The 18,575-nt window shown below is 66.4% G+C and carries 16 protein-coding genes; 14 read left to right on the top strand and 2 right to left on the bottom strand.

The genetic code is table 11. The features are described from left to right. The first annotated feature begins 48 nt into the window (after window positions 1-48). The 5 genes from AC1DFC_RS25460 to AC1DFC_RS25440 are packed head-to-tail and all read left to right on the top strand — an operon-like array spanning window position 49 to window position 7,453. Complete coding sequence (locus AC1DFC_RS25460; RefSeq protein ID WP_007828239.1) at window positions 49-2,925, top strand: 2-oxoglutarate dehydrogenase E1 component; 2,877 nt, start codon at window positions 49-51, stop codon at window positions 2,923-2,925. Window positions 2,926-2,980: 55 nt separating this feature from the next. Then, window positions 2,981-4,240 carry a 2-oxoglutarate dehydrogenase complex dihydrolipoyllysine-residue succinyltransferase gene (odhB, locus tag AC1DFC_RS25455; protein WP_413333856.1) on the top strand — a complete coding sequence of 420 codons (1,260 nt, stop codon included), beginning with the start codon at window positions 2,981-2,983 and terminating at the stop codon, window positions 4,238-4,240. 18 nt (window positions 4,241-4,258) lie between these two features. After that, window positions 4,259-5,689, top strand: a complete 1,431-nt coding sequence (gene lpdA / locus AC1DFC_RS25450; RefSeq protein ID WP_413314683.1) for a dihydrolipoyl dehydrogenase — start codon at window positions 4,259-4,261, stop codon at window positions 5,687-5,689. 13 nt (window positions 5,690-5,702) lie between these two features. Beyond that, window positions 5,703-6,803 carry a cell division protein ZapE gene (gene zapE, locus AC1DFC_RS25445; RefSeq protein WP_007828243.1) on the top strand — a complete coding sequence of 367 codons (1,101 nt, stop codon included), beginning with the start codon at window positions 5,703-5,705 and terminating at the stop codon, window positions 6,801-6,803. Continuing rightward, a complete protein-coding gene (locus AC1DFC_RS25440) occupies window positions 6,800-7,453 on the top strand; it encodes a hypothetical protein (protein ID WP_413333860.1) in 654 nt (217 codons plus the stop codon). The genes zapE and AC1DFC_RS25440 overlap by 4 nt, the downstream gene beginning before the upstream one ends. A gap of 26 nt (window positions 7,454-7,479) precedes the next feature. Here the strand turns inward: AC1DFC_RS25440 and AC1DFC_RS25435 are convergent, their stop codons facing one another. Further along, a complete protein-coding gene (locus AC1DFC_RS25435; protein WP_007828247.1) occupies window positions 7,480-8,253 on the bottom strand; it encodes a PP2C family protein-serine/threonine phosphatase in 774 nt (257 codons plus the stop codon). A gap of 106 nt (window positions 8,254-8,359) precedes the next feature. Here AC1DFC_RS25435 and AC1DFC_RS25430 point away from each other — a divergent pair, with 106 nt between their 5' ends. Together AC1DFC_RS25430 and AC1DFC_RS25425 are read left to right on the top strand one after the other, a co-directional pair. Beyond that, the gene (locus AC1DFC_RS25430) at window positions 8,360-8,563 is read left to right on the top strand and encodes a YdcH family protein (RefSeq protein WP_007828249.1); all 204 of its coding nucleotides are present in this window, start codon (window positions 8,360-8,362) and stop codon (window positions 8,561-8,563) included. Then, a complete protein-coding gene (locus AC1DFC_RS25425; RefSeq protein ID WP_478180225.1) occupies window positions 8,560-10,638 on the top strand; it encodes an ATP-dependent DNA helicase in 2,079 nt (692 codons plus the stop codon). Before AC1DFC_RS25430 ends, AC1DFC_RS25425 begins: the two co-directional genes overlap by 4 nt. A 7-nt stretch (window positions 10,639-10,645) precedes the next feature. On the opposite strand, the gene AC1DFC_RS25420 is transcribed toward AC1DFC_RS25425, so the two are convergent. Beyond that, window positions 10,646-11,452: an outer membrane protein assembly factor BamD gene (locus AC1DFC_RS25420; RefSeq protein ID WP_007828252.1), complete on the bottom strand. Its 807-nt coding sequence runs from the start codon at window positions 11,450-11,452 to the stop codon at window positions 10,646-10,648. A gap of 50 nt (window positions 11,453-11,502) precedes the next feature. Between AC1DFC_RS25420 and AC1DFC_RS25415 the strand changes: the two genes are divergently transcribed. The 7 genes from AC1DFC_RS25415 to AC1DFC_RS25385 form a co-directional block, all read left to right on the top strand. Continuing rightward, window positions 11,503-12,501 carry an RluA family pseudouridine synthase gene (locus AC1DFC_RS25415; RefSeq protein ID WP_413333864.1) on the top strand — a complete coding sequence of 333 codons (999 nt, stop codon included), beginning with the start codon at window positions 11,503-11,505 and terminating at the stop codon, window positions 12,499-12,501. A gap of 128 nt (window positions 12,502-12,629) precedes the next feature. Continuing rightward, complete coding sequence (gene scpB, locus AC1DFC_RS25410) at window positions 12,630-13,478, top strand: SMC-Scp complex subunit ScpB (protein WP_007828273.1); 849 nt, start codon at window positions 12,630-12,632, stop codon at window positions 13,476-13,478. Continuing rightward, window positions 13,475-15,283, top strand: coding sequence for a pseudouridine synthase (locus AC1DFC_RS25405; protein ID WP_478180224.1), 1,809 nt, complete (start codon window positions 13,475-13,477; stop codon window positions 15,281-15,283). The genes scpB and AC1DFC_RS25405 overlap by 4 nt, the downstream gene beginning before the upstream one ends. Before the next feature lie 153 nt (window positions 15,284-15,436). Continuing rightward, window positions 15,437-15,862, top strand: coding sequence for a nucleoside-diphosphate kinase (ndk, locus tag AC1DFC_RS25400; protein ID WP_007828277.1), 426 nt, complete (start codon window positions 15,437-15,439; stop codon window positions 15,860-15,862). A 21-nt stretch (window positions 15,863-15,883) separates the two neighbouring features. Continuing rightward, window positions 15,884-17,032: a dual-specificity RNA methyltransferase RlmN gene (gene rlmN, locus AC1DFC_RS25395; RefSeq protein ID WP_007828279.1), complete on the top strand. Its 1,149-nt coding sequence runs from the start codon at window positions 15,884-15,886 to the stop codon at window positions 17,030-17,032. Window positions 17,033-17,036: 4 nt separating this feature from the next. Then, entirely contained in the window at window positions 17,037-17,891 is an 855-nt protein-coding gene (gene pilW / locus AC1DFC_RS25390) for a type IV pilus biogenesis/stability protein PilW (RefSeq protein WP_413314691.1), read from the top strand. Continuing rightward, a partial coding sequence (locus AC1DFC_RS25385) for a helix-turn-helix domain-containing protein (RefSeq protein ID WP_478180223.1) occupies window positions 17,884-18,575 on the top strand: 692 nt, incomplete at its 3' end. The genes pilW and AC1DFC_RS25385, both read left to right, overlap by 8 nt.

The raw sequence follows: 18,575 nt of genomic DNA, 5'->3' as shown, positions 1-18,575 counted from the left end.
TTCTTAACCAGCTAGTGCTTCCTTCAGGGAAGCGAAGGTCAGCGGATCATGAGCGATTCTTCTACGCCCACGGCGTACACAGCCTATCAAGGCAACACCTACCTCTTCGGTGGCAATGCGCCCTATGTCGAAGAGATGTACGAGAACTACCTCGCCAACCCCGGCAGCGTGCCCGACAACTGGCGTTCGTATTTCGACGCGTTGCAGAACGTTCCCGCCGCCGATGGCACCAACACCCGCGACGTTCCGCACCTGCCGGTCATCAATGCTTTCGCCGAACGCGCGAAGCAGGGCACGACCAAGGTCGTGCAGGCCAGCGGCGCCGACTCCGAGCTCGGCCGCAAGCGCACCTCGGTCCAGCAGCTGATCGCCGCCTACCGCAACGTCGGCGCCCGCTGGGCCGACCTCGATCCGCTCAAGCGCGCCGAGCGTCCCTCGATCCCGGAACTCGAACCCTCGTTCTACGGCTTCACCGACGCCGACCTCGAGACGGTGTTCAATACCAGCAACACCTTCTTCGGCAAGGAGACCATGTCGCTGCGCGACCTGCTCAACGCCTTGCGCGAAACGTACTGCGGCACGATGGGCGCCGAGTACATGTACACCACCGACCAGAATCACAAGCGCTGGTGGCAGCAGCGGCTCGAAAGCGCCCGCACCAACCCCAAGCTCAGCGCCGAGCAGAAGAAGCATGTGCTGAACCGCCTCACGGCCGCCGAAGGCCTCGAGCGCTTCCTGCACACCAAGTACGTCGGCCAGAAGCGCTTCTCGCTCGAAGGCGGCGAGAGCTTCATCGTCGCGATGGACGAACTGATCAACCAGGCCGGCGCCAAGGGCGTGCAGGAAATCGTGATCGGCATGGCCCACCGCGGCCGCCTGAACGTGCTGGTCAACTCGCTGGGCAAGATGCCGGCCGACCTGTTCGCCGAGTTCGACCACACCGCCCCCGAAGACCTGCCCAGCGGCGACGTCAAGTACCACCAGGGCTTCAGCTCGGATGTGACCACCCCTGGCGGCCCGGTGCACCTGAGCCTCGCGTTCAATCCCTCGCACCTCGAGATCGTGAACCCCGTGGTCGAAGGCTCGGTGCGCGCCCGCATGGACCGCCGCGGCGACCCGCTGGGCAAGCAGGTGCTGCCCGTGATCGTGCACGGCGACGCCGCCTTCGCAGGCCAGGGCGTCGTGATGGAAACGCTGGCGCTGGCCGAGACCCGCGGCTACTCCACCGGCGGCACGGTGCACATCGTCATCAACAACCAGATCGGCTTCACCACCAGCGACCCGCGCGACAGCCGCTCGACGCTGTACTGCTCGGACATCGTCAAGATGATCGAGGCGCCGGTGCTGCACGTGAACGGCGACGACCCCGAAGCCGTGGTGCTCGCCACCCAGATCGCGCTGGACTTCCGCATGGAATTCCAGAAGGACGTGGTCGTGGACATCATCTGCTTCCGCAAGCTGGGCCACAACGAGCAGGACACCCCCTCGCTCACCCAGCCGCTCATGTACAAGAAGATCGCAGTCCACCCCGGCACGCGCAAGCTGTACGCCGACAAGCTGGCCGCGCAAGGCCTGGGCGACACGCTCGGCGACGACATGGTCAAGGCGCAGCGCGCCGCCTTCGACGAAGGCAAGAACACCGTCGACCCCGTGCTCACCAACTTCAAGAGCAAGTACGCCGTCGACTGGAGCCCGTACCTCAACAAGAAGTGGACCGACGCCGGCGACACCGCCATTCCCTCGAGCGAGTGGAAGCGCCTGGCCGAGAAGATCACCTTCGTGCCCGAGGGCTTCACTGTGCACCCGCTCGTGAAGAAGGTGCTGGATGACCGCGCCGCCATGGGCCGCGGCGACGTGAACGTCGACTGGGGCATGGGCGAGCACATGGCCTTCGCATCGCTGGTGGCCAGCGGCTACCCGATCCGCCTGTCGGGCGAAGACTCGGGCCGCGGCACGTTCACGCACCGCCACGCCGTGCTGCACGATCAGAACCGCGAGAAGTTCGACACCGGCACCTATACGCCGCTGCAGAACGTGGCCGACAACCAGGCGCCGTTCGTCGTGATCGACTCGATCCTGTCGGAGGAGGCCGTGCTCGCATTCGAATACGGCTACGCCTCGAACGACCCGAACACGCTCGTGATCTGGGAAGCCCAGTTCGGCGACTTCGTGAACGGCGCGCAGGTGGTGATCGACCAGTTCATCGCTTCCGGCGAAGTGAAGTGGGGCCGCGTCAATGGCCTCACGATGATGCTGCCGCACGGCTACGAAGGCCAGGGCCCCGAGCACAGCTCGGCTCGCCTGGAGCGCTTCATGCAGCTGAGCGCCGACACCAACATGCAGGTGGTGCAGCCGACCACGGCCAGCCAGATCTTCCACGTGCTGCGCCGCCAGATGGTGCGCAACCTGCGCAAGCCGCTGATCATCCTGACGCCCAAGTCGCTGCTGCGCAACAAGGACGCGACCTCGCCGCTGTCCGAGTTCACCAAGGGCAGCTTCCAGACCGTCATTCCCGACAGCAAGGGCTTGAAGGCCGAGAAGGTCAAGCGCCTGATCGCCTGCTCCGGCAAGGTCTACTACGACCTGGCCAAGAAGCGCGAAGAGCAGGGCACCGAGGACGTGGCGATCATCCGCGTCGAGCAGCTCTACCCCTTCCCGCACAAGGCTTTCGCTGCCGAGATCAAGAAGTACCCGAACCTCGTCGACGTGGTGTGGTGCCAGGACGAGCCGCAGAACCAGGGCGCCTGGTTCTTCGTGCAGCACTACATCCACGAAAACATGCAGGACGGCCAGAAGCTCGGCTACTCCGGCCGTGCTGCCTCGGCATCGCCGGCGGTGGGCTACTCGCACCTGCACCAGGAACAGCAGAAGGCGCTCGTCGATGGCGCGTTCGGCAAGCTCAAGGGCTTCGTGCTGACCAAGTAATCAAAAGCCTTTTTTCACACGAACACCCTGAAGAAAAAATCGGAGCTCACTCCAAATGTCTATCGTAGAAGTCAAAGTCCCCCAGCTTTCCGAATCCGTGGCCGAAGCCACCATGCTCACCTGGAAGAAGAAGGCCGGCGAAGCCGTCGCCGTCGATGAAATCCTGATCGAGATCGAGACCGACAAGGTCGTGCTGGAAGTGCCCGCGCCCTCGGCTGGCGTGCTGGCCGAAATCGTGCAGCCCGATGGCGCCACCGTGGTGGCCGATCAGCTGATCGCCAAGATCGACACCGATGGCAAGGCTTCGGCCGCCGCACCGGCGGCTGCGCCTGCCGCAGCTCCGGCTGCCGCCGCGCCTGCACCGGCAGCTGCTGCCGCCGCCACCGGCGGTTCGAAGGCCGACGTGGCCATGCCCGCCGCCGCCAAGCTGCTGGCCGACAACAACCTGAAGACCAGCGACGTGGCCGGCACCGGCAAGGACGGCCGTGTCACCAAGGGCGACGTGCTCGGCGCGGTCGCTTCGGGCGCCAAGCCCGCGGCCATCATTCCCGCACCGGCCGCCAAGCCCGCACTGCCGCAAGTCGCCGCGCCCACCAGCGCGCCCGACCTGGGCGAGCGCCCCGAGCAGCGCGTGCCGATGAGCCGCCTGCGCGCCCGTATCGCCGAGCGCCTGCTGCAGTCGCAATCGACCAACGCCATCCTGACGACCTTCAATGAAGTGAACATGGCGCCCGTCATGGAGCTGCGCAAGCGCTTCCAGGACAGCTTCACCAAGGAACACGGCGTGAAGCTCGGCTTCATGAGCTTCTTCGTGAAGGCCGCGGTGCATGCACTGAAGAAGTACCCGGTGATCAACGCCTCGGTCGACGGCAACGACATCCTGTACCACGGCTACTTCGACATCGGTATCGCCGTCGGTTCGCCGCGCGGCCTGGTGGTGCCGATCCTGCGCAATGCCGACCAGATGAGCTTTGCCGACATCGAGAAGAAGATCGCCGAGTTCGGCAAGAAGGCACAAGACGGCAAGCTGGGCATCGAAGACATGACCGGCGGCACGTTCTCCATTTCGAATGGCGGCACCTTCGGCTCGATGCTCTCGACCCCGATCATCAACCCGCCCCAGTCGGCCATCCTCGGCGTGCACGCCACCAAGGACCGCGCCGTCGTCGAGAACGGCCAGATCGTCGTTCGCCCGATGAACTACCTCGCCATGAGCTACGACCACCGCATCATCGACGGCCGTGAAGCCGTGCTGGGCCTGGTCGCCATGAAGGAAGCGCTGGAAGACCCGTCGCGCCTGCTGTTCGACATCTGATCCGGGAGAAAGAACCAGATGGCAAACAAGCAATTCGACGTCGTCGTCATCGGCGGCGGCCCCGGCGGCTACATTGCGGCGATCCGCGCCGCGCAACTGGGCTTCAACGTGGCCTGCATCGACGAGTGGAAGAACGGCAAGGGTGGCCCCGCACCGGGCGGCACCTGCACCAACGTCGGCTGCATCCCCTCGAAGGCGCTGCTGCAATCGTCGGAGCACTTCGAGCAGGCCGGCCACCACTTCGCGGACCACGGCATCAAGGTCGAAGGCCTGGGCCTCGACATCGACAAGATGCTGGCCCGCAAGGACCAGGTCGTGAAGCAGAACAACGACGGCATCCTGTATCTGTTCAAGAAGAACAAGATCAGCTTCTTCCATGGCCGCGGCTCGTTCGTGAAGACCGATGCAGCCGGCTACGAGATCAAGGTGGCGGGCGCCGCCGAAGAGTCGATCAGCGGCAAGCACATCATCGTGGCCACGGGCTCCAATGCCCGCGCGCTGCCGGGCACGCCGTTCGACGAGGAGAACATCCTCTCGAACGACGGCGCGCTGCGCATCGGCGCTGTGCCGAAGAAGCTGGGCCTGATCGGTTCGGGTGTCATCGGCCTCGAGATGGGTTCGGTGTGGCGCCGCCTCGGCGCGGAAGTCACGGTGCTCGAAGCACTGCCGACGTTCCTGGGCGCTGTGGACGAGCAGATCGCCAAGGAAGCCAAGAAGGCCTTCGACAAGCAGAAGCTCAAGATCGAGCTCGGCGTGAAGGTCGGCGAGATCAAGTCGTCGAAGAAGGGCGTGAGCGTTGCCTGGACCAACGCCAAGGGCGAAGCCCAGACGCTGGAAGTCGACAAGCTGATCGTGTCGATCGGCCGCGTGCCCAACACCATCGGCCTGAATGCCGAAGCCGTGGGCCTGAAGCTCGACGAGCGCGGCGCCATCAACGTCGATGACGACTGCAAGACCAACCTGCCCAACGTCTGGGCCATCGGCGACGTGGTGCGCGGCCCGATGTTGGCGCACAAGGCCGAGGAAGAGGGCGTTGCCGTGGCGGAGCGCATCGCGGGCCAGCATGGCCACGTGAACTTCAACACGGTCCCGTGGGTGATCTACACCAGCCCCGAGATCGCATGGGTCGGCCAGACCGAGCAGCAGCTCAAGGCCGCGGGCCGTGCATACAAGGCCGGCACATTCCCGTTCCTCGCGAACGGCCGCGCACGCGCGCTGGGCGACACGACCGGCATGGTCAAGTTCCTGGCCGACGCAGCGACCGACGAGATCCTGGGCGTGCACATCGTGGGTCCGCAAGCGAGCGAACTGATCTCCGAAGCCGTGGTGGCGATGGAGTTCAAGGCCAGCGCGGAAGACATCGCGCGTATCTGCCATGCGCACCCGTCGCTGTCGGAAGCCACGAAGGAAGCGGCACTCGCCGTGGACAAGCGCACGCTGAACTTCTGATCTCACCGATCTTTTGACCAGCGTCAAACAGGCCTACGAGGCGGAACTCGCTACGCGCGGGTTCAGGAGCGATCCCGCGCAGCTGCGCGCCGTGGAGGCGCTGGATCGCTGCGCCAACGAATGGGCCGCCTACAAGGCCCAGCGCTCGAATGCGCTGAAGAAGTTCATCAACCGGCCGGAGCTCCCGCGCGGCGTCTACATGTACGGTGGCGTCGGTCGGGGCAAGAGCTTCCTGATGGACCTGTTCTTCAATGCGGTGCCGCTGCGGCGCAAGACGCGCCTGCACTTTCACGAGTTCATGCGGGAAGTGCACCGAGAGCTGCGCGAGTTGCAGGGCACGGTGAACCCGCTCGACGAGCTGGGGCTGCGCATATCGAAGCGCTACAAGCTGATCTGCTTCGACGAGTTCCATGTGGCGGACATCACCGACGCGATGATTCTTCATCGGCTGCTGGTGTCGCTGTTCGAGAACGGCGTGGGCTTTGTCACCACCTCGAACTTCAAGCCCGACGATCTGTATCCCGGTGGCTTGCACCGTGACCGCATCCTGCCGGCCATTGCGCTCCTGAACGAGAAGCTAGAAGTGCTGAGCGTCGACAACGGCACCGACTACCGGCGCCGCACGCTCGAACAGCTGCGCATGTACCTCACGCCGAACGACGGTGCCGCCGAGAAGGAGATGCGCAAGGCCTTCGACAAGCTGGCCGAGACGGCTGACGAAAACCCGATCCTGCACATCGAGCAGCGCGAGATCCGCGCACTGCGCAAGGCCGGCGGCGTGGTCTGGTTCGATTTCAAGACGCTGTGCGGCGGTCCGCGCTCGCAGAATGACTACCTCGAGATCGCCAGCCAGTTTCACACTGTGCTGTTGTCCGACGTGCCGCACATGCCGGTGCGCATGGCCTCGGAAGCGCGCCGTTTCACCTGGCTGGTCGACGTCTTGTACGACCGGCGCTGCAAGCTCATCATGTCGGCTGAGGTTCCGCCCGAGGCGTTGTACACGGAAGGGCCGCTGTCGCACGAGTTTCCGCGCACGGTCTCCCGGCTCACCGAAATGCAATCGAGCGAGTTTCTCGCCCTCGAACGCCGCATCGTCGACACCCGACTCACATGAAAAAAATCGCTCTTGCCCTGTTGATGACGTTGGCCAGCCTTCCGCTGTGGGCACAGTCCAATGCCGCTACGGGCAGTGCCGACCTCGAGGCCGAGAAGCGCCGGCTCTCCAGCGAGCGCGAGGTCATCGAGAAGCGCTTTGTCGAAGAGCGGGCCGCCTGCTACAAGAAGTTCGCGGTGGAAGACTGCCTGCGCGAGAGCCGGGGCCGGCGTCGCAAGGAAACCGACAATATCAAGCGGCAGGAAACAGCGATCAACGACATCCAGCGCCAGCGCAGCGGCGCGGCCGAGCTGCAAAAGCTTGACCAGAAGGCCGGCACCCAGCGCCCGCAGGACACCCGCGAGAAGCAGGAGGAGTCGATCCAGGGCCAGAGGGACCGCGAGCAGCGCGCGGCCGACCATGCGGCCAGCCGCGCCGCCACGGCCGCCGATGCTGCCGAGCGCGAACGCCAGTTTCGGTCCAAGCAGCAGGCCCATTCCGACGAGCAGGCCAAGGCCGCCCAGCGGCAGGCCGAGGCGCCTGCCGCCGTCAAGCGTTTCGAAGACAAACAGAAGCGGGCCGAAGAGCACAGGGCCAGCCGCGAGCGGCAGAACGCCAATCGCAGCAAGCCGCGCGCGGCGCCGCTGCCGCCGCCGCCGGCCACACCCTGAGCGGGGCAAGAAGGCAGGGGCGCCGCTCAGGCGGTTGTCGCCGGCAGCGGATCGAACTTCAGGACGACAATCGAGATGTTGTCGCCCGTGCCCCGGGCTCGGCGGCGCGCTTCACCCACCAGGATTTCGACCGCATCGCGCGGCGGCTGCGCGTACAGCACGCTCGCCAGCTCTTCGGGGCTGAAGTAATGCCACAGCCCGTCGCTGCAGGCCATCAGCAGGTCGCCCGGTTCCATCTTCGGAATGTAGTAGGGGTCGATGGGCGGCGGCGTGGTCGTCATGCCCAGGCAGCCGAGCAGGATGTTGCCTTGCGGGTGGACGTTGGCCTGGGCCTCGGTGATCTGGCCGCGGTCGATCAGCACCTGCACGTACGAATGGTCGCGCGTGCGCTTGACGAGCTGCCCGTCATGGAAGTGATAGATGCGCGAGTCGCCGGCATGGATCCAGGCACAGTCGCCCTTGGGGGTCATGAGGAAGGCCGCGAGCGTGCTGTGCGGCTCCTGTTCGCTGGAAACGGCGGTGAGCTTGATGACCGTGTGCGAGTCTTCGAGGATCTGCTTCAGCACGGCTTCGGGGTCGTCGCGGCTGGGCTGGTAGCGGGCGAAGAGCTGGCGTGCCGTCATCAGCACCTGATCGGAGGCCTTGCGCCCGCCGCTGCGCCCGCCCATGCCGTCGGCCACGATGCCCAGCACGCAGCCAGGCACGCGTGGATGGCTCATCATCAGCACCTGGTCTTGTTGGTACGGGCGGTCTCCCTTGTGGAGTCCGGTGGCCGCGGCGAGTCGAAAGCCTTGGGTCATGAGGCATATGCGCCGAAGCGCGTGTTTCTGTCTTCTCGGAGATTCGTGTCAGGACGTATTATCGAATGAACATGCGCCGCGAAAACCTCGCAGCCGCTCCCCACCGTTGGACTCCAATCTTCACTCCCTTTCCCGCCAGCTGATCGAATTGCGCATCGAGCATGCCGATCTCGACGCCACCATCGACCGGCTGGCTGAGGGCTCGCCGCAAGACGAGCTGTTGCTGCGGCGCCTGAAAAAGCGCCGCCTCGCACTGCGCGACCAGATCGCGCGCCTCGAAAACGACCTCGACCCGAAAGAGCCGGCGTGACGGGGGCGCTCGAAGACCAGGTGCGCGACGCCTTCGCGCAGGACGGCGCGCTGTCGCGTGCCGCCGAGCAGTTCCGCGAGCGCGCGGGTCAGACCGAGATGGCGATAGCCGTGGCCCGCACCATCGACCAGGGCGGCGTGCTGGTGGTCGAAGCGGGCACCGGGGTGGGCAAGACTTTTTCGTATCTCGTGCCGGCCCTGCTGAGCGGCGAACGCGTACTGCTCTCGACCGCCACCAAGACGCTGCAGGACCAGTTGTTCGGCCGCGACCTGCCGCGTCTTGTCGAAGCCTTCGGGCTGCCAGTGCGCACCGCGCTGCTCAAGGGGCGCGGCAGCTATCTTTGCCTGCACCGGCTCGATCTGGCGCGCCACGATGCCTCCTTGCCTGAACGCGGCAGCTTGCGCACGCTTGCCAAGATCGAGCAGTGGTCGAAGGCCACGCGCACCGGCGACCTGGCCGAGCTGCCGGGGCTGGACGAGCGCTCGCCGCTGATCCCGCTGATCACCTCCACGCGAGAGAACTGCCTGGGCGCGCAATGCCCGCAGTTCAAGCCCTGCCATGTCAACCTGGCACGGCGCGAGGCGCTGGCGGCCGACATCGTGGTCATCAACCACCATCTGTTCTTTGCCGACCTCGCGGTACGCGAGACCGGCATGGCGGAGCTTCTGCCGACCGTGAGCGTGGTGGTGTTCGACGAAGCGCACCAGCTCAACGAAACCGGCGTGCAGTTTCTCGGTGCGCAGCTCGGCAGCGGGCAGGCGCTCGACTTTGCGCGTGACATGCTGGGTGCCGGCCTGCAGCATGCGCGCGGCCTGGTCGACTGGCAGCAACTGGTCGCGGCAGTCGAGCGCGCCGCGCGCGAACTGCGACTCGTGGTCGGCAAGCAATGGCCCGGCGCCAAGCTGCGCTGGCTGGGTGCCTCGCCCGAGGGTGTCGATCCCGATGCGTGGCAGCAAGCGCTGGACGACCTGCTGCAAGCGTTCGAGCTGTCGGCCGAGGGGCTCGCCACCGTCAGCGAAATCTCGCCCGACTTCGTGCGGCTGCACGAGCGGGCCCGCCAACTCGCGAAGCGCATCGCGCGCTTCGCCCTGCCATGCGAGATCGATTCGGTGCGCTGGGTCGATGTGGGCTCGCAGCTGCGGCTCATCGAATCGCCGCTGGACATCGCCGACGCCATGCGCAAGCGGGTGCTCAAGATCGCCGAGGCAGACCCCGATGCGGCCGATGGCGACGACGAGGATCTCGACGGCTATGGCGAGCGGCCGGCGCGCGAGACGGCGGCGCAGCAAGATGGCGGCCGCGCCTGGGTCTTCACCTCCGCAACGCTGGGCGACGAGCCCACGCTGCGCTGGTTCACCGAGCCCTGCGGCCTGCAGGACGCGGAAGTGCTGCGCGTGCAAAGCCCCTTCGACTATGCCTCGCAGGCTGCGCTCTATGTGCCGCGTGCGTTTCCCAAGCCCAACGATCCGTCGCACAGCCAGCGCGTCGCGCAACTGGCCGCGCGCGGCGCGACCGAGCTGGGCGGCCGCACGCTGGTGCTGACGACCACGCTTCGCGCACTGCGCACCATCGGCGACGAGATGAGGCAGCAATTCGAACTGCTCGACGCGCAAGCGCGCCCCGAAGTGCTGGTGCAGGGCGAGCTGCCCAAGCGCGTGCTGATGGATCGCTTCCGCGAAGGCGCGAGCGCCGGGCGCGCAGGCTGCGTGCTGGTGGCGTCGGCCTCGTTCTGGGAAGGCTTCGACGCACCGGGCGATGTGTTGCAACTGGTGGTGATCGACAAGCTGCCGTTCCCGCCGCCGAACGATCCGCTGGTCGAGGCGCGCTCACAGCGCCTTGAAGCGCAGGGGCGCAGTTCGTTTGCCGACTATTCGCTGCCCGAGGCGGCCGTGGCGCTCAAACAGGGGGCGGGCCGATTGATTCGGCGCGAAACCGACAGCGGCGTACTGGCGATCTGCGATACGCGCCTGGTGGCCATGGGCTACGGCCGCCGGTTGCTGGCGGCGCTGCCACCGATGCGGCGGCTCGAAAACGAATCGGATTTCGAGGCCGCGCTGGACGCACTCAAGACTTAGTTAGGGGCTACCAGAGCTTCCACCAGGGATCGTCCTTGCCCTTGAAGCCGTTCGCGAGGTAGGTGCTCTTCGGATAGTTGGTGGTCAGCACGCGTTGGGTGTCGTCGCGCAGGTCCTTCATGCCGAGGGCGTCGTACGACTTCACCATGATGTACAGGGCTTCTTCGAGCGCCGGCACTTCGCGGTAGTCGGACAGCGCGACTTGGGCGCGGTTGATGGCCGCCAGGTAGGCACCGCGCGAATAGTAGTAGCGCGCCACGTGAACTTCGTACTGCGCGAGCGAGTTCACGATGTAGTTCATGCGCTGGCGCGCGTCAGGGGTGTAGCGCGACTCGGGGAAGCGCGTGACGAGGTCCTTGAACGACTCGAAAGATTCCTTGGCGGCCTTCTGGTCACGCTCGGACAGGTCCTGGCGCGTCATGAACGCGAACATGCCAAGGTCGTCGTTGAAGTTGATCACGCCCTTGAGGTAGAGCGCATAGTCGATGGCGGGGCTCGCCGGATGCAGCTTCATGAAGCGGTCGACGGTGGCGATGGCGTTCGCCTTTTCGCCCGACTTGTACTGGGCGTAGGCCTTTTCGAGCTGCGCCTGCTGCGCGAGCGGCGTGCCGGCGGCGCGGCCTTCGAGCTTCTCGTACAGCGGCACGGCCTTGTCGTAGGCGCCCGATCCGGCCTCGTCCTTGGCTTCCGAATAGATGCGGTTGGGGCTCCAGTTGGCGGTCTTGTCGACGGAGGTCGACGAGCAGCCAGCAGCCAGCACAGCCGCGGCGCTGAGCGCGATCCAGGCGGGGACCGATAATTTGGCGCGAAACATCACATACGGCTTTCGTGAAACAGTTGCCCTCAATTATATCGACCGACCCTTTGGGCAATACCCCCGAGGCACTGGAGGTGCCCGAGTTCGAGGAGGGGGCCGATCCGATCGAACCCAGCGAGCAGCGGCCCTTCGTCATCGACCCGGCCCAGCACGGCCAGCGGCTCGATCGCGCGCTCGCCGCGCTGGTGCCCGAGTTTTCCCGCAGTTACCTGCAGCAGCTGATCGAGGCTGGCGCTGTCGAGCTGCAGGGCCGCACGCTGACCAAGGTCTCGGCCACCGTCAAGGCGGGACAGGCCGGCCGCATCGAGCTTCGTCCCACACCCCAGAGCCAGGCCTTCCGGCCCGAGCCGATGGACATCGTCACCGTGCACGAGGACGAACACCTGCGCATCGTCGACAAGCCCGCCGGCCTGGTCGTGCACCCGGCGCCGGGACACTGGAGCGGCACGCTGCTCAATGGCCTGCTGGCGCTGGACCCGAGGGCCGTGCTGCTGCCGCGCGCCGGCATCGTGCACCGGCTCGACCGCGACACCAGCGGCCTGATGGTGGTGGCGCGCACCCGGGCCGCCATGGATGCGATGGTGGCGCTGATCGCTGCGCGCGAGGTCAAGCGGCAGTACCTGGCCATCGGCCACAAGCCGTGGGAGGGGGCCGCGGGCCGGCAGGTCGACGCCCCCATCGGGCGCGATCCGCGCAACCGGCTGCGCATGGCTGTGGTCGATCTCGAGCGTCATGCGGGCAAGACGGCGCGCACGCTGATCGAGCGGCTCGACAGCAACGCCGAAGGCTGCGCCGTGCGCTGCACCCTCGAAACCGGGCGCACTCACCAGATCCGCGTGCACATGGCGTCGATCGGCCATCCGCTGGTGGGCGATGCGCTCTATGGCGGGGCGCCGGCTGCCGGGCTGTCGCGGCAGGCGCTGCATGCATTCAGGCTGGCCTTCGTGCATCCCGTCACACAAGCGGCGCTGGAGTTCCGCTCGCCGCCGCCCGCCGACCTCGTCCTGGCTTTGCGGGCCTGGGGGCTGGATTACAATCGCGCCTGACGGCCCGAGAGCCGCGCCGGTCACCCGAGGCCGGCCTTGCGTTGCATTTGCCGCGTGCCTGCAGCGCCTACTCCTTTCATCCTTCTGAACTAGCGCCCCGAGGCGCCTTTTCCCGGATAACGCGAACCATGAATACGGCGGATGCCAAGCGCATTCTCGAAACCGCCTTGATCTGTTCGAGCCAGCCGTTGCCGGTGCGCGATATGCGCGTGCTGTTCGACGACGAGCTGGGCGCGGACACCATCAAGGTGCTGTTGCTCGAATTGCAGGAAGACTGGGCGCAGCGCGGCCTGGAGCTGGTGAGCGTCGGCAGCGGCTGGCGTTTCCAGAGCCGGCCCGAGATGCGCGACCACCTCGATCGCCTGCACCCCGAGAAGCCGCCGCGCTACACCCGCGCCGCACTCGAGACGCTGGCCATCATTGCCTACCGGCAGCCGGCCACGCGCGGCGACATGGAAGACATTCGTGGCGTGACGATCAACTCGCTGATCCTCAAGCAGCTGGAAGACCGCGGCTGGGTCGAGGTCATCGGCCATCGCGAAACGGTCGGCCGTCCGGCGCTGTATGCAACCACGCGCCAGTTCCTCGACGACCTGGGCCTGGCCTCGTTAGACCAGTTGCCACTGATCGAAACGCCCGCGCAGCAGGCAGCGCTGGTCGATGCCCTCGAGCAGGCGTCCGGCGAGCAGCAGGGGTTGCCCATCGATGCCGCGCCCGAGATCGAAGCGCTGGCAGAGGGCGATGCGGATGCATCGGGGATGGCAGAGCTGGAGTCTTCCGCCGCCGAAGCCGCCGAGGCGCAGTTTGCCGAGAACGCCGCAGGCACCGAATCTCCCATCGAGCCCGAACCCGAGCTCGCGCCGGAACCCGAATCCATACCCGAGCCCGAGTCCGCTCAGGCACCGTCGCCAGAACCCGATGCCCCGTCCCAGGACGAGGTCGACCCCCACGCTCCCTCTCCCGGAAAAACCTCATGAGCACAACCGACACCGAAGACGCGGCGATGCTGCCGGCCGAGCCCGAAGTCAAAAAGAAGAAAAGGGCGGCCCCGTCCAGGAAGGCCGCAGGTGATGCTATTGAATCGGTAGCGCCGGAGGCAGCTGCGCAGGAAATCGCTGCACCGGTGGAGGCCGAGGCGCCCAAGAAACCGAGAGCGCCCCGCAAGAAGAAGCCGGTCGAGCCGTCCATGGCGGATGAAGCGGTGGCTTGGCCTGTTGCACAGCCCCCCGAGGCGATCGCGCCGGCGGTCGTTGCCGCCGAGGAAGCTCCGGTTGTCGCCGTCGCCGCTGAAGAGGCCCGCAATCCCGCACCGGTCGAAGCCGATCGCAACAGCAGCGATGACGGCGAAGAAGAGCGGGACGAAGACGAAGAAGAGCCCGACGAAGAAGAAGACGACCTCGACCGCGCCCGCCGCGCCGCAGAGCGCGAACAGCGCAACGCGCCGCCGCCCGAGCCGATCCGTTTCTCGGACGTCATCTCCGGCCAGTTCGACGCCGACGAAGAAAGCCCCGAAGTCCCGCCGCTCAAGCGCGTGCTTCTGCCCGAGGCGGATTCGCCCAAGCTGCACAAGGTGTTGGCGCAGGCCGGCCTGGGCTCGCGGCTCGAAATGGAGCAGCTGATTCTCCAGGGCCGCATTTCCGTCAACAACGAGCCGGCCCACATCGGCCAGCGCATCCAGTACGGCGATCAGGTCAAGATCAACGGCAAGCCGATCCGCTACCGCATCGCGCCTCCGCCGCCGCGCGTGATCGCGTACCACAAGCCCGTGGGCGAGGTGGTCACGCACGACGATCCGCAGAACCGCCCGACCGTGTTCCGCAAGCTGCCGCGCCTGCAGCAGGGCAAGTGGCAGTCGGTCGGGCGCCTCGACCTGAACACCGAAGGGCTGCTGCTGTTCAGCAGCTCCGGCGACCTGGCCAATCAATTGATGCACCCGCGCTTCGGCCTGGAGCGCGAGTACGCGGTCCGTGTGCTGGGCGCGCTCACCAGCGAAGAAAAGCAGAAGCTGCTCGACGGGGTGCGCCTCGACGATGGCATGGCGCAATTCGGCACCATCGAGGACGGCGGCGGCGAAGGCTCGAACTGCTGGTATCGCGTGACCATTTCCGAAGGCCGCAATCGCGAGGTGCGCCGCCTGTTCGAGTCGGTGGGCCACGCGGTCAGCCGGCTGATTCGCATCCGCTACGGCGCCATGGTGCTGCCGCGCGGCCTGAAGCGCGGCGCCTGGATGGAACTCGACGAGCGTGATATTCGCGCGCTGTTCCAGGCTTCCGGCGGCGCGGTTGCCCGGCCCGGCCCGCAGCAGCGTGGCCCGGGGCAAGAGGGTGGTGGCGGCAATGGCCGAAGCGGGCGCAACAAGAAGCGCCGCGGCAATCGCAATGGTGGTGGCGGCCAGCAGCCGCGCGACATGCGCGATGCTCGCGACGAAGGCAGCCGGGAAGCGCCGATCCCGAATCCGCTGGGCGATGGTCGTCCGCCGCGCGGTGACCGGGGTGGCCGTCCCAATCGTGGCGGTGGCAACGGCGGTCCGCCCCAGGGGCAGGGACGCCGCGGCAACAGCGGCAACCGCCAGGGTGGCGGCAATCGCCAGCAGGGCGACGACCGTCAACCCAGCGGCGCCAACCAGCCCGATCCAATGAAGACCTCGCTGGGCTACATCGGCGCCGACAGCTTCTCGCGCCAGCGCAAGGAGCAGCGCGCAGGCCCGCGTCGTGGTGGCGGCGGCGGTGGCGGCTTCGGCGGCCAGGGCGGCCAAGGTGGCGGCCGCCGCCGCGGGCGCTGAAAGCCAGCCGTCGGTACGCGGCCTTTCGCGGGGTTTTCACCAATCCGAAAGGCTGCGCCGGTTAAAATCAGAGGCTTTGTCGACATGTGATGCAACAAGCGCGTCGCAGTTGTGACAAAACACTTCAAAATCAAAGCTCCAGGAAGCATTTCAATGGCTATCGAACGTACCCTTTCCATCATCAAGCCCGACGCAGTTGCCAAGAACGTCATCGGCAAGATCGTTTCCCGTTTTGAAGCTGCCGGCCTCAAGGTCGTCGCCGCCAAGCTGGTGCACCTGTCGCGCAACGAAGCCGAACAGTTCTACGCCGTGCACAAGGAACGTCCCTTCTTCAAGGACCTGGTCGAGTTCATGATCTCGGGCCCCGTGTTCGTGCAAGTGCTCGAAGGCGACAACGCCATCGCCAAGAACCGCGACCTGATGGGCGCCACCGACCCGAAGAAGGCCGCTGCCGGTACCATCCGCGCCGATTTCGCCGACAGCATCGATGCCAACGCCGTGCACGGTTCGGACGCTGCCGAAACCGCAGCGAACGAAGTCGCTTTCTTCTTCGCCGGCCTCAACGTCTACGCACGCTGAAGCTGTCTGCCGATCGATTCCATGACCACGGCCAATCTGCTCGAATTCGATCTCGAGGGGTTGGCTGCGTTCTGCGAAAAACTCGGCGAGAAGAAATTCCGCGCCACGCAGCTGTTCCGCTGGATCCACCAGCGTGGCGCCAGCGACTTCGCCCAGATGACCGATCTGGCGAAGTCGCTGCGCGAGAAGCTTGCGACCACGGCGCGCGTGGAGGCCTTGCAGGTCATCACGCAGCACGAATCCAAGGACGGCACGATCAAGTGGCTGTTCGACGTCGGTGACGGCAATGCCGTCGAAGCCGTATTCATTCCAGAGGACGACCGCGGCACCCTGTGCGTGTCGTCCCAAGCCGGCTGTGCGGTCGGATGCCGCTTTTGCTCGACAGGGCATCAGGGCTTCAGCCGCAACCTGAGCACGGGCGAAATCGTCGCCCAGCTCTGGTTTGCCGAACACTTCCTGCGCAAGCACCTGAAGCGCGACGAACGCGTCATCTCCAACGTGGTGATGATGGGCATGGGCGAGCCGCTGCAGAACTACTCGGCGCTCGTGCCCGCGCTGCGCACCATGCTCGACGACAACGCCTACGGGCTGTCGCGCCGTCGCGTGACGGTGTCGACCTCCGGCGTGGTGCCCATGATCGACCGCCTCGGCGCCGATTGCCCGGTGGCCATGGCCGTCTCGCTGCATGCGCCCAACGATGCGTTGCGCGACGACCTCGTGCCGCTCAACCGCAAGTACCCGATCGCCGAACTGATCGAGGCCTGCAAGCGCTACCTGGCGCATGCACCGCGCGACTTCATCACCTTCGAGTACTGCATGCTCGACGGAGTGAACGATCAGCCTGAGCATGCGCGGCAGCTCATCGAGCTGGTGCGTACGCACGGCATCTCGTGCAAGTTCAACCTGATCCCGTTCAACCCCTTTCCGGCGTCGGGCCTGCTGCGCTCACCGCAGCCACGCGTACTGGCATTCGCCAGGACGCTGAGCGAAGCCGGCCTCGTGACCACCGTGCGCAAGACGCGCGGCGACGACATCGACGCCGCCTGCGGCCAGCTCGCTGGCGACGTCAAGGACCGCACCCGTGCGGCCGAGCGCATGGCGCAGCGCCGCGCGGCGGAGCGCCCCATTGTTTTGCATCCGGTCCGCAAGACCACCCCCCAGGAGCACTGAACCGATGAGCATGGCCATTCCGATGACGACCGCGAGCGTGCAGCGGATGCTGACTGTGGGTTTCGCGGGCGTTGCCATGGCGTTGCTGCTTGGGGGCTGCGTGAACACGCGCACCACCACCACCAGCCTGGCCGACACCAGTTCGGGCAAGGGTGCCGAGATCGTCACCGAGTCCGACGAAACCAGCCGGCAGCGCCGTGCGCGCCTGCGCATGGAACTGGCCTCCGGCTATTTCGAGCATGGCCAGACCACCGTCGCGCTCGACGAGATCAAGCAGGCGCTGGCCGCCGATCCCAACAATGCCGACGCCTACAACCTGCGCGGCCTGGTCTACATGCGGCTCGACGACGCCGCGCTGGCCGAAGACAGCTTCCGCCGCGCCATCGCCATCAATCCGCGCGACCCCAACGCGCGGCACAACTACGGCTGGCTGCTGTGCCAGCAGAACCGCTACGGCGATGCGGCTGCGCAGTTCACCGAAGCCCTGGCCGTGCCGAGCTATGCGGACCGCGCCAAGACGCTCATGACGCAGGGCGTGTGCGAACTCAAGGCCGGCCAGCGGGTCCAGGCGGAGCGCAGCCTCATGCAGGCCTACGAGATCGACGCCGGCAATCCGGTGGTCGGCTTCAATCTGGCTTCATTGCTGGCGCAGCGCGAAGAATGGTCGCGCGCGCAGTTCTACATTCGCCGCGTCAATAACAGCCCCTCGGCCAGCGCCGAGACGCTCTGGCTCGGCATCAGGGTCGAACGAAAGCTGAACAACCGCGAGGCAGTCGCGCAGTTGGGAGGTCAACTGCAACGACGCTTCCCCCAGTCGCGGGAGGCAACAGCGTACGAGCGCGGGAATTTCAATGACTGATCGGGTTTCGGAGTTCGGCACTTTCGCAGCACAGCCGCTGGAAGAAGGCGACATCACGCACAAGACAGCCGGTGACCTGCTGCGCGAGGCGCGCGAGGCCCACGGCCTGCACATCGAGATGGTGGCTGCCGCGCTGAAGGTGCCGCCGCAGAAGCTCATGGCGCTTGAAGCGGACGATATCGCCTCGCTGCCCGATCCGGTCTTCGCTCGCGCCCTGGCGAGCAGCGTCTGCCGCGCGTTGCGCATCGATCCCGCGCCCGTGCTCGCGAAGCTGCCCAGCACGCAAAAGGTGTCGCTGGCCGAGGCCGATCGCACGCTGCGAGGGAACATCGCCTCCAACACGCCTCGCTGGAACAACAACGGCCGTTCCAGTGGGCTGCCTTCGCGTGCGCTGCTGATCGCGGTGGGGCTCCTGCTGGTGGCCGCGGGTGCGCTGTTCTGGTTGCCGCAGTCGGTGTTCGACCAGATCGGGGCTTCCGTGTCGCGGCTGACGGCCCGAGGCGAATCCAGTGAGGGTTCGGCGCCTGCCGGCGGACCGGTGTCGTCCAGCGGTACCGGCGCTGTCGCGGAAAACGTGCCCGTGCAGGCCGTGGCGCCGAGCGGTCCGGTGGGCGAGGCTCCCGCGGGCGCCAACCCTGGCGCGCCTGCTGCCGCCGCGGCACCGGCCGCTGCGGCGCGCGGCGC

This window comes from Variovorax sp. 10L421 (genome assembly GCF_056395365.1).
This window is presented reverse-complemented; position numbering and strand designations above follow the sequence as displayed.

What these genes read in the sequence shown, in the direction of transcription:
- AC1DFC_RS25435 (WP_007828247.1), bottom strand. Translation starts at nt 8,253, where the DNA reads ATGACCCAAGGCTTTCGACTCGCCGCGGCCACCGGACTCCACAAGGGA.
- AC1DFC_RS25460 (WP_007828239.1), top strand. Translation starts at nt 49, where the DNA reads ATGAGCGATTCTTCTACGCCCACGGCGTACACAGCCTATCAAGGCAAC.
- scpB (WP_007828273.1), top strand. Translation starts at nt 12,630, where the DNA reads ATGAATACGGCGGATGCCAAGCGCATTCTCGAAACCGCCTTGATCTGT.
- lpdA (WP_413314683.1), top strand. Translation starts at nt 4,259, where the DNA reads ATGGCAAACAAGCAATTCGACGTCGTCGTCATCGGCGGCGGCCCCGGC.
- rlmN (WP_007828279.1), top strand. Translation starts at nt 15,884, where the DNA reads ATGACCACGGCCAATCTGCTCGAATTCGATCTCGAGGGGTTGGCTGCG.
- AC1DFC_RS25405 (WP_478180224.1), top strand. Translation starts at nt 13,475, where the DNA reads ATGAGCACAACCGACACCGAAGACGCGGCGATGCTGCCGGCCGAGCCC.
- AC1DFC_RS25440 (WP_413333860.1), top strand. Translation starts at nt 6,800, where the DNA reads ATGAAAAAAATCGCTCTTGCCCTGTTGATGACGTTGGCCAGCCTTCCG.
- pilW (WP_413314691.1), top strand. Translation starts at nt 17,037, where the DNA reads ATGAGCATGGCCATTCCGATGACGACCGCGAGCGTGCAGCGGATGCTG.
- odhB (WP_413333856.1), top strand. Translation starts at nt 2,981, where the DNA reads ATGTCTATCGTAGAAGTCAAAGTCCCCCAGCTTTCCGAATCCGTGGCC.
- ndk (WP_007828277.1), top strand. Translation starts at nt 15,437, where the DNA reads ATGGCTATCGAACGTACCCTTTCCATCATCAAGCCCGACGCAGTTGCC.
- AC1DFC_RS25420 (WP_007828252.1), bottom strand. Translation starts at nt 11,452, where the DNA reads ATGTTTCGCGCCAAATTATCGGTCCCCGCCTGGATCGCGCTCAGCGCC.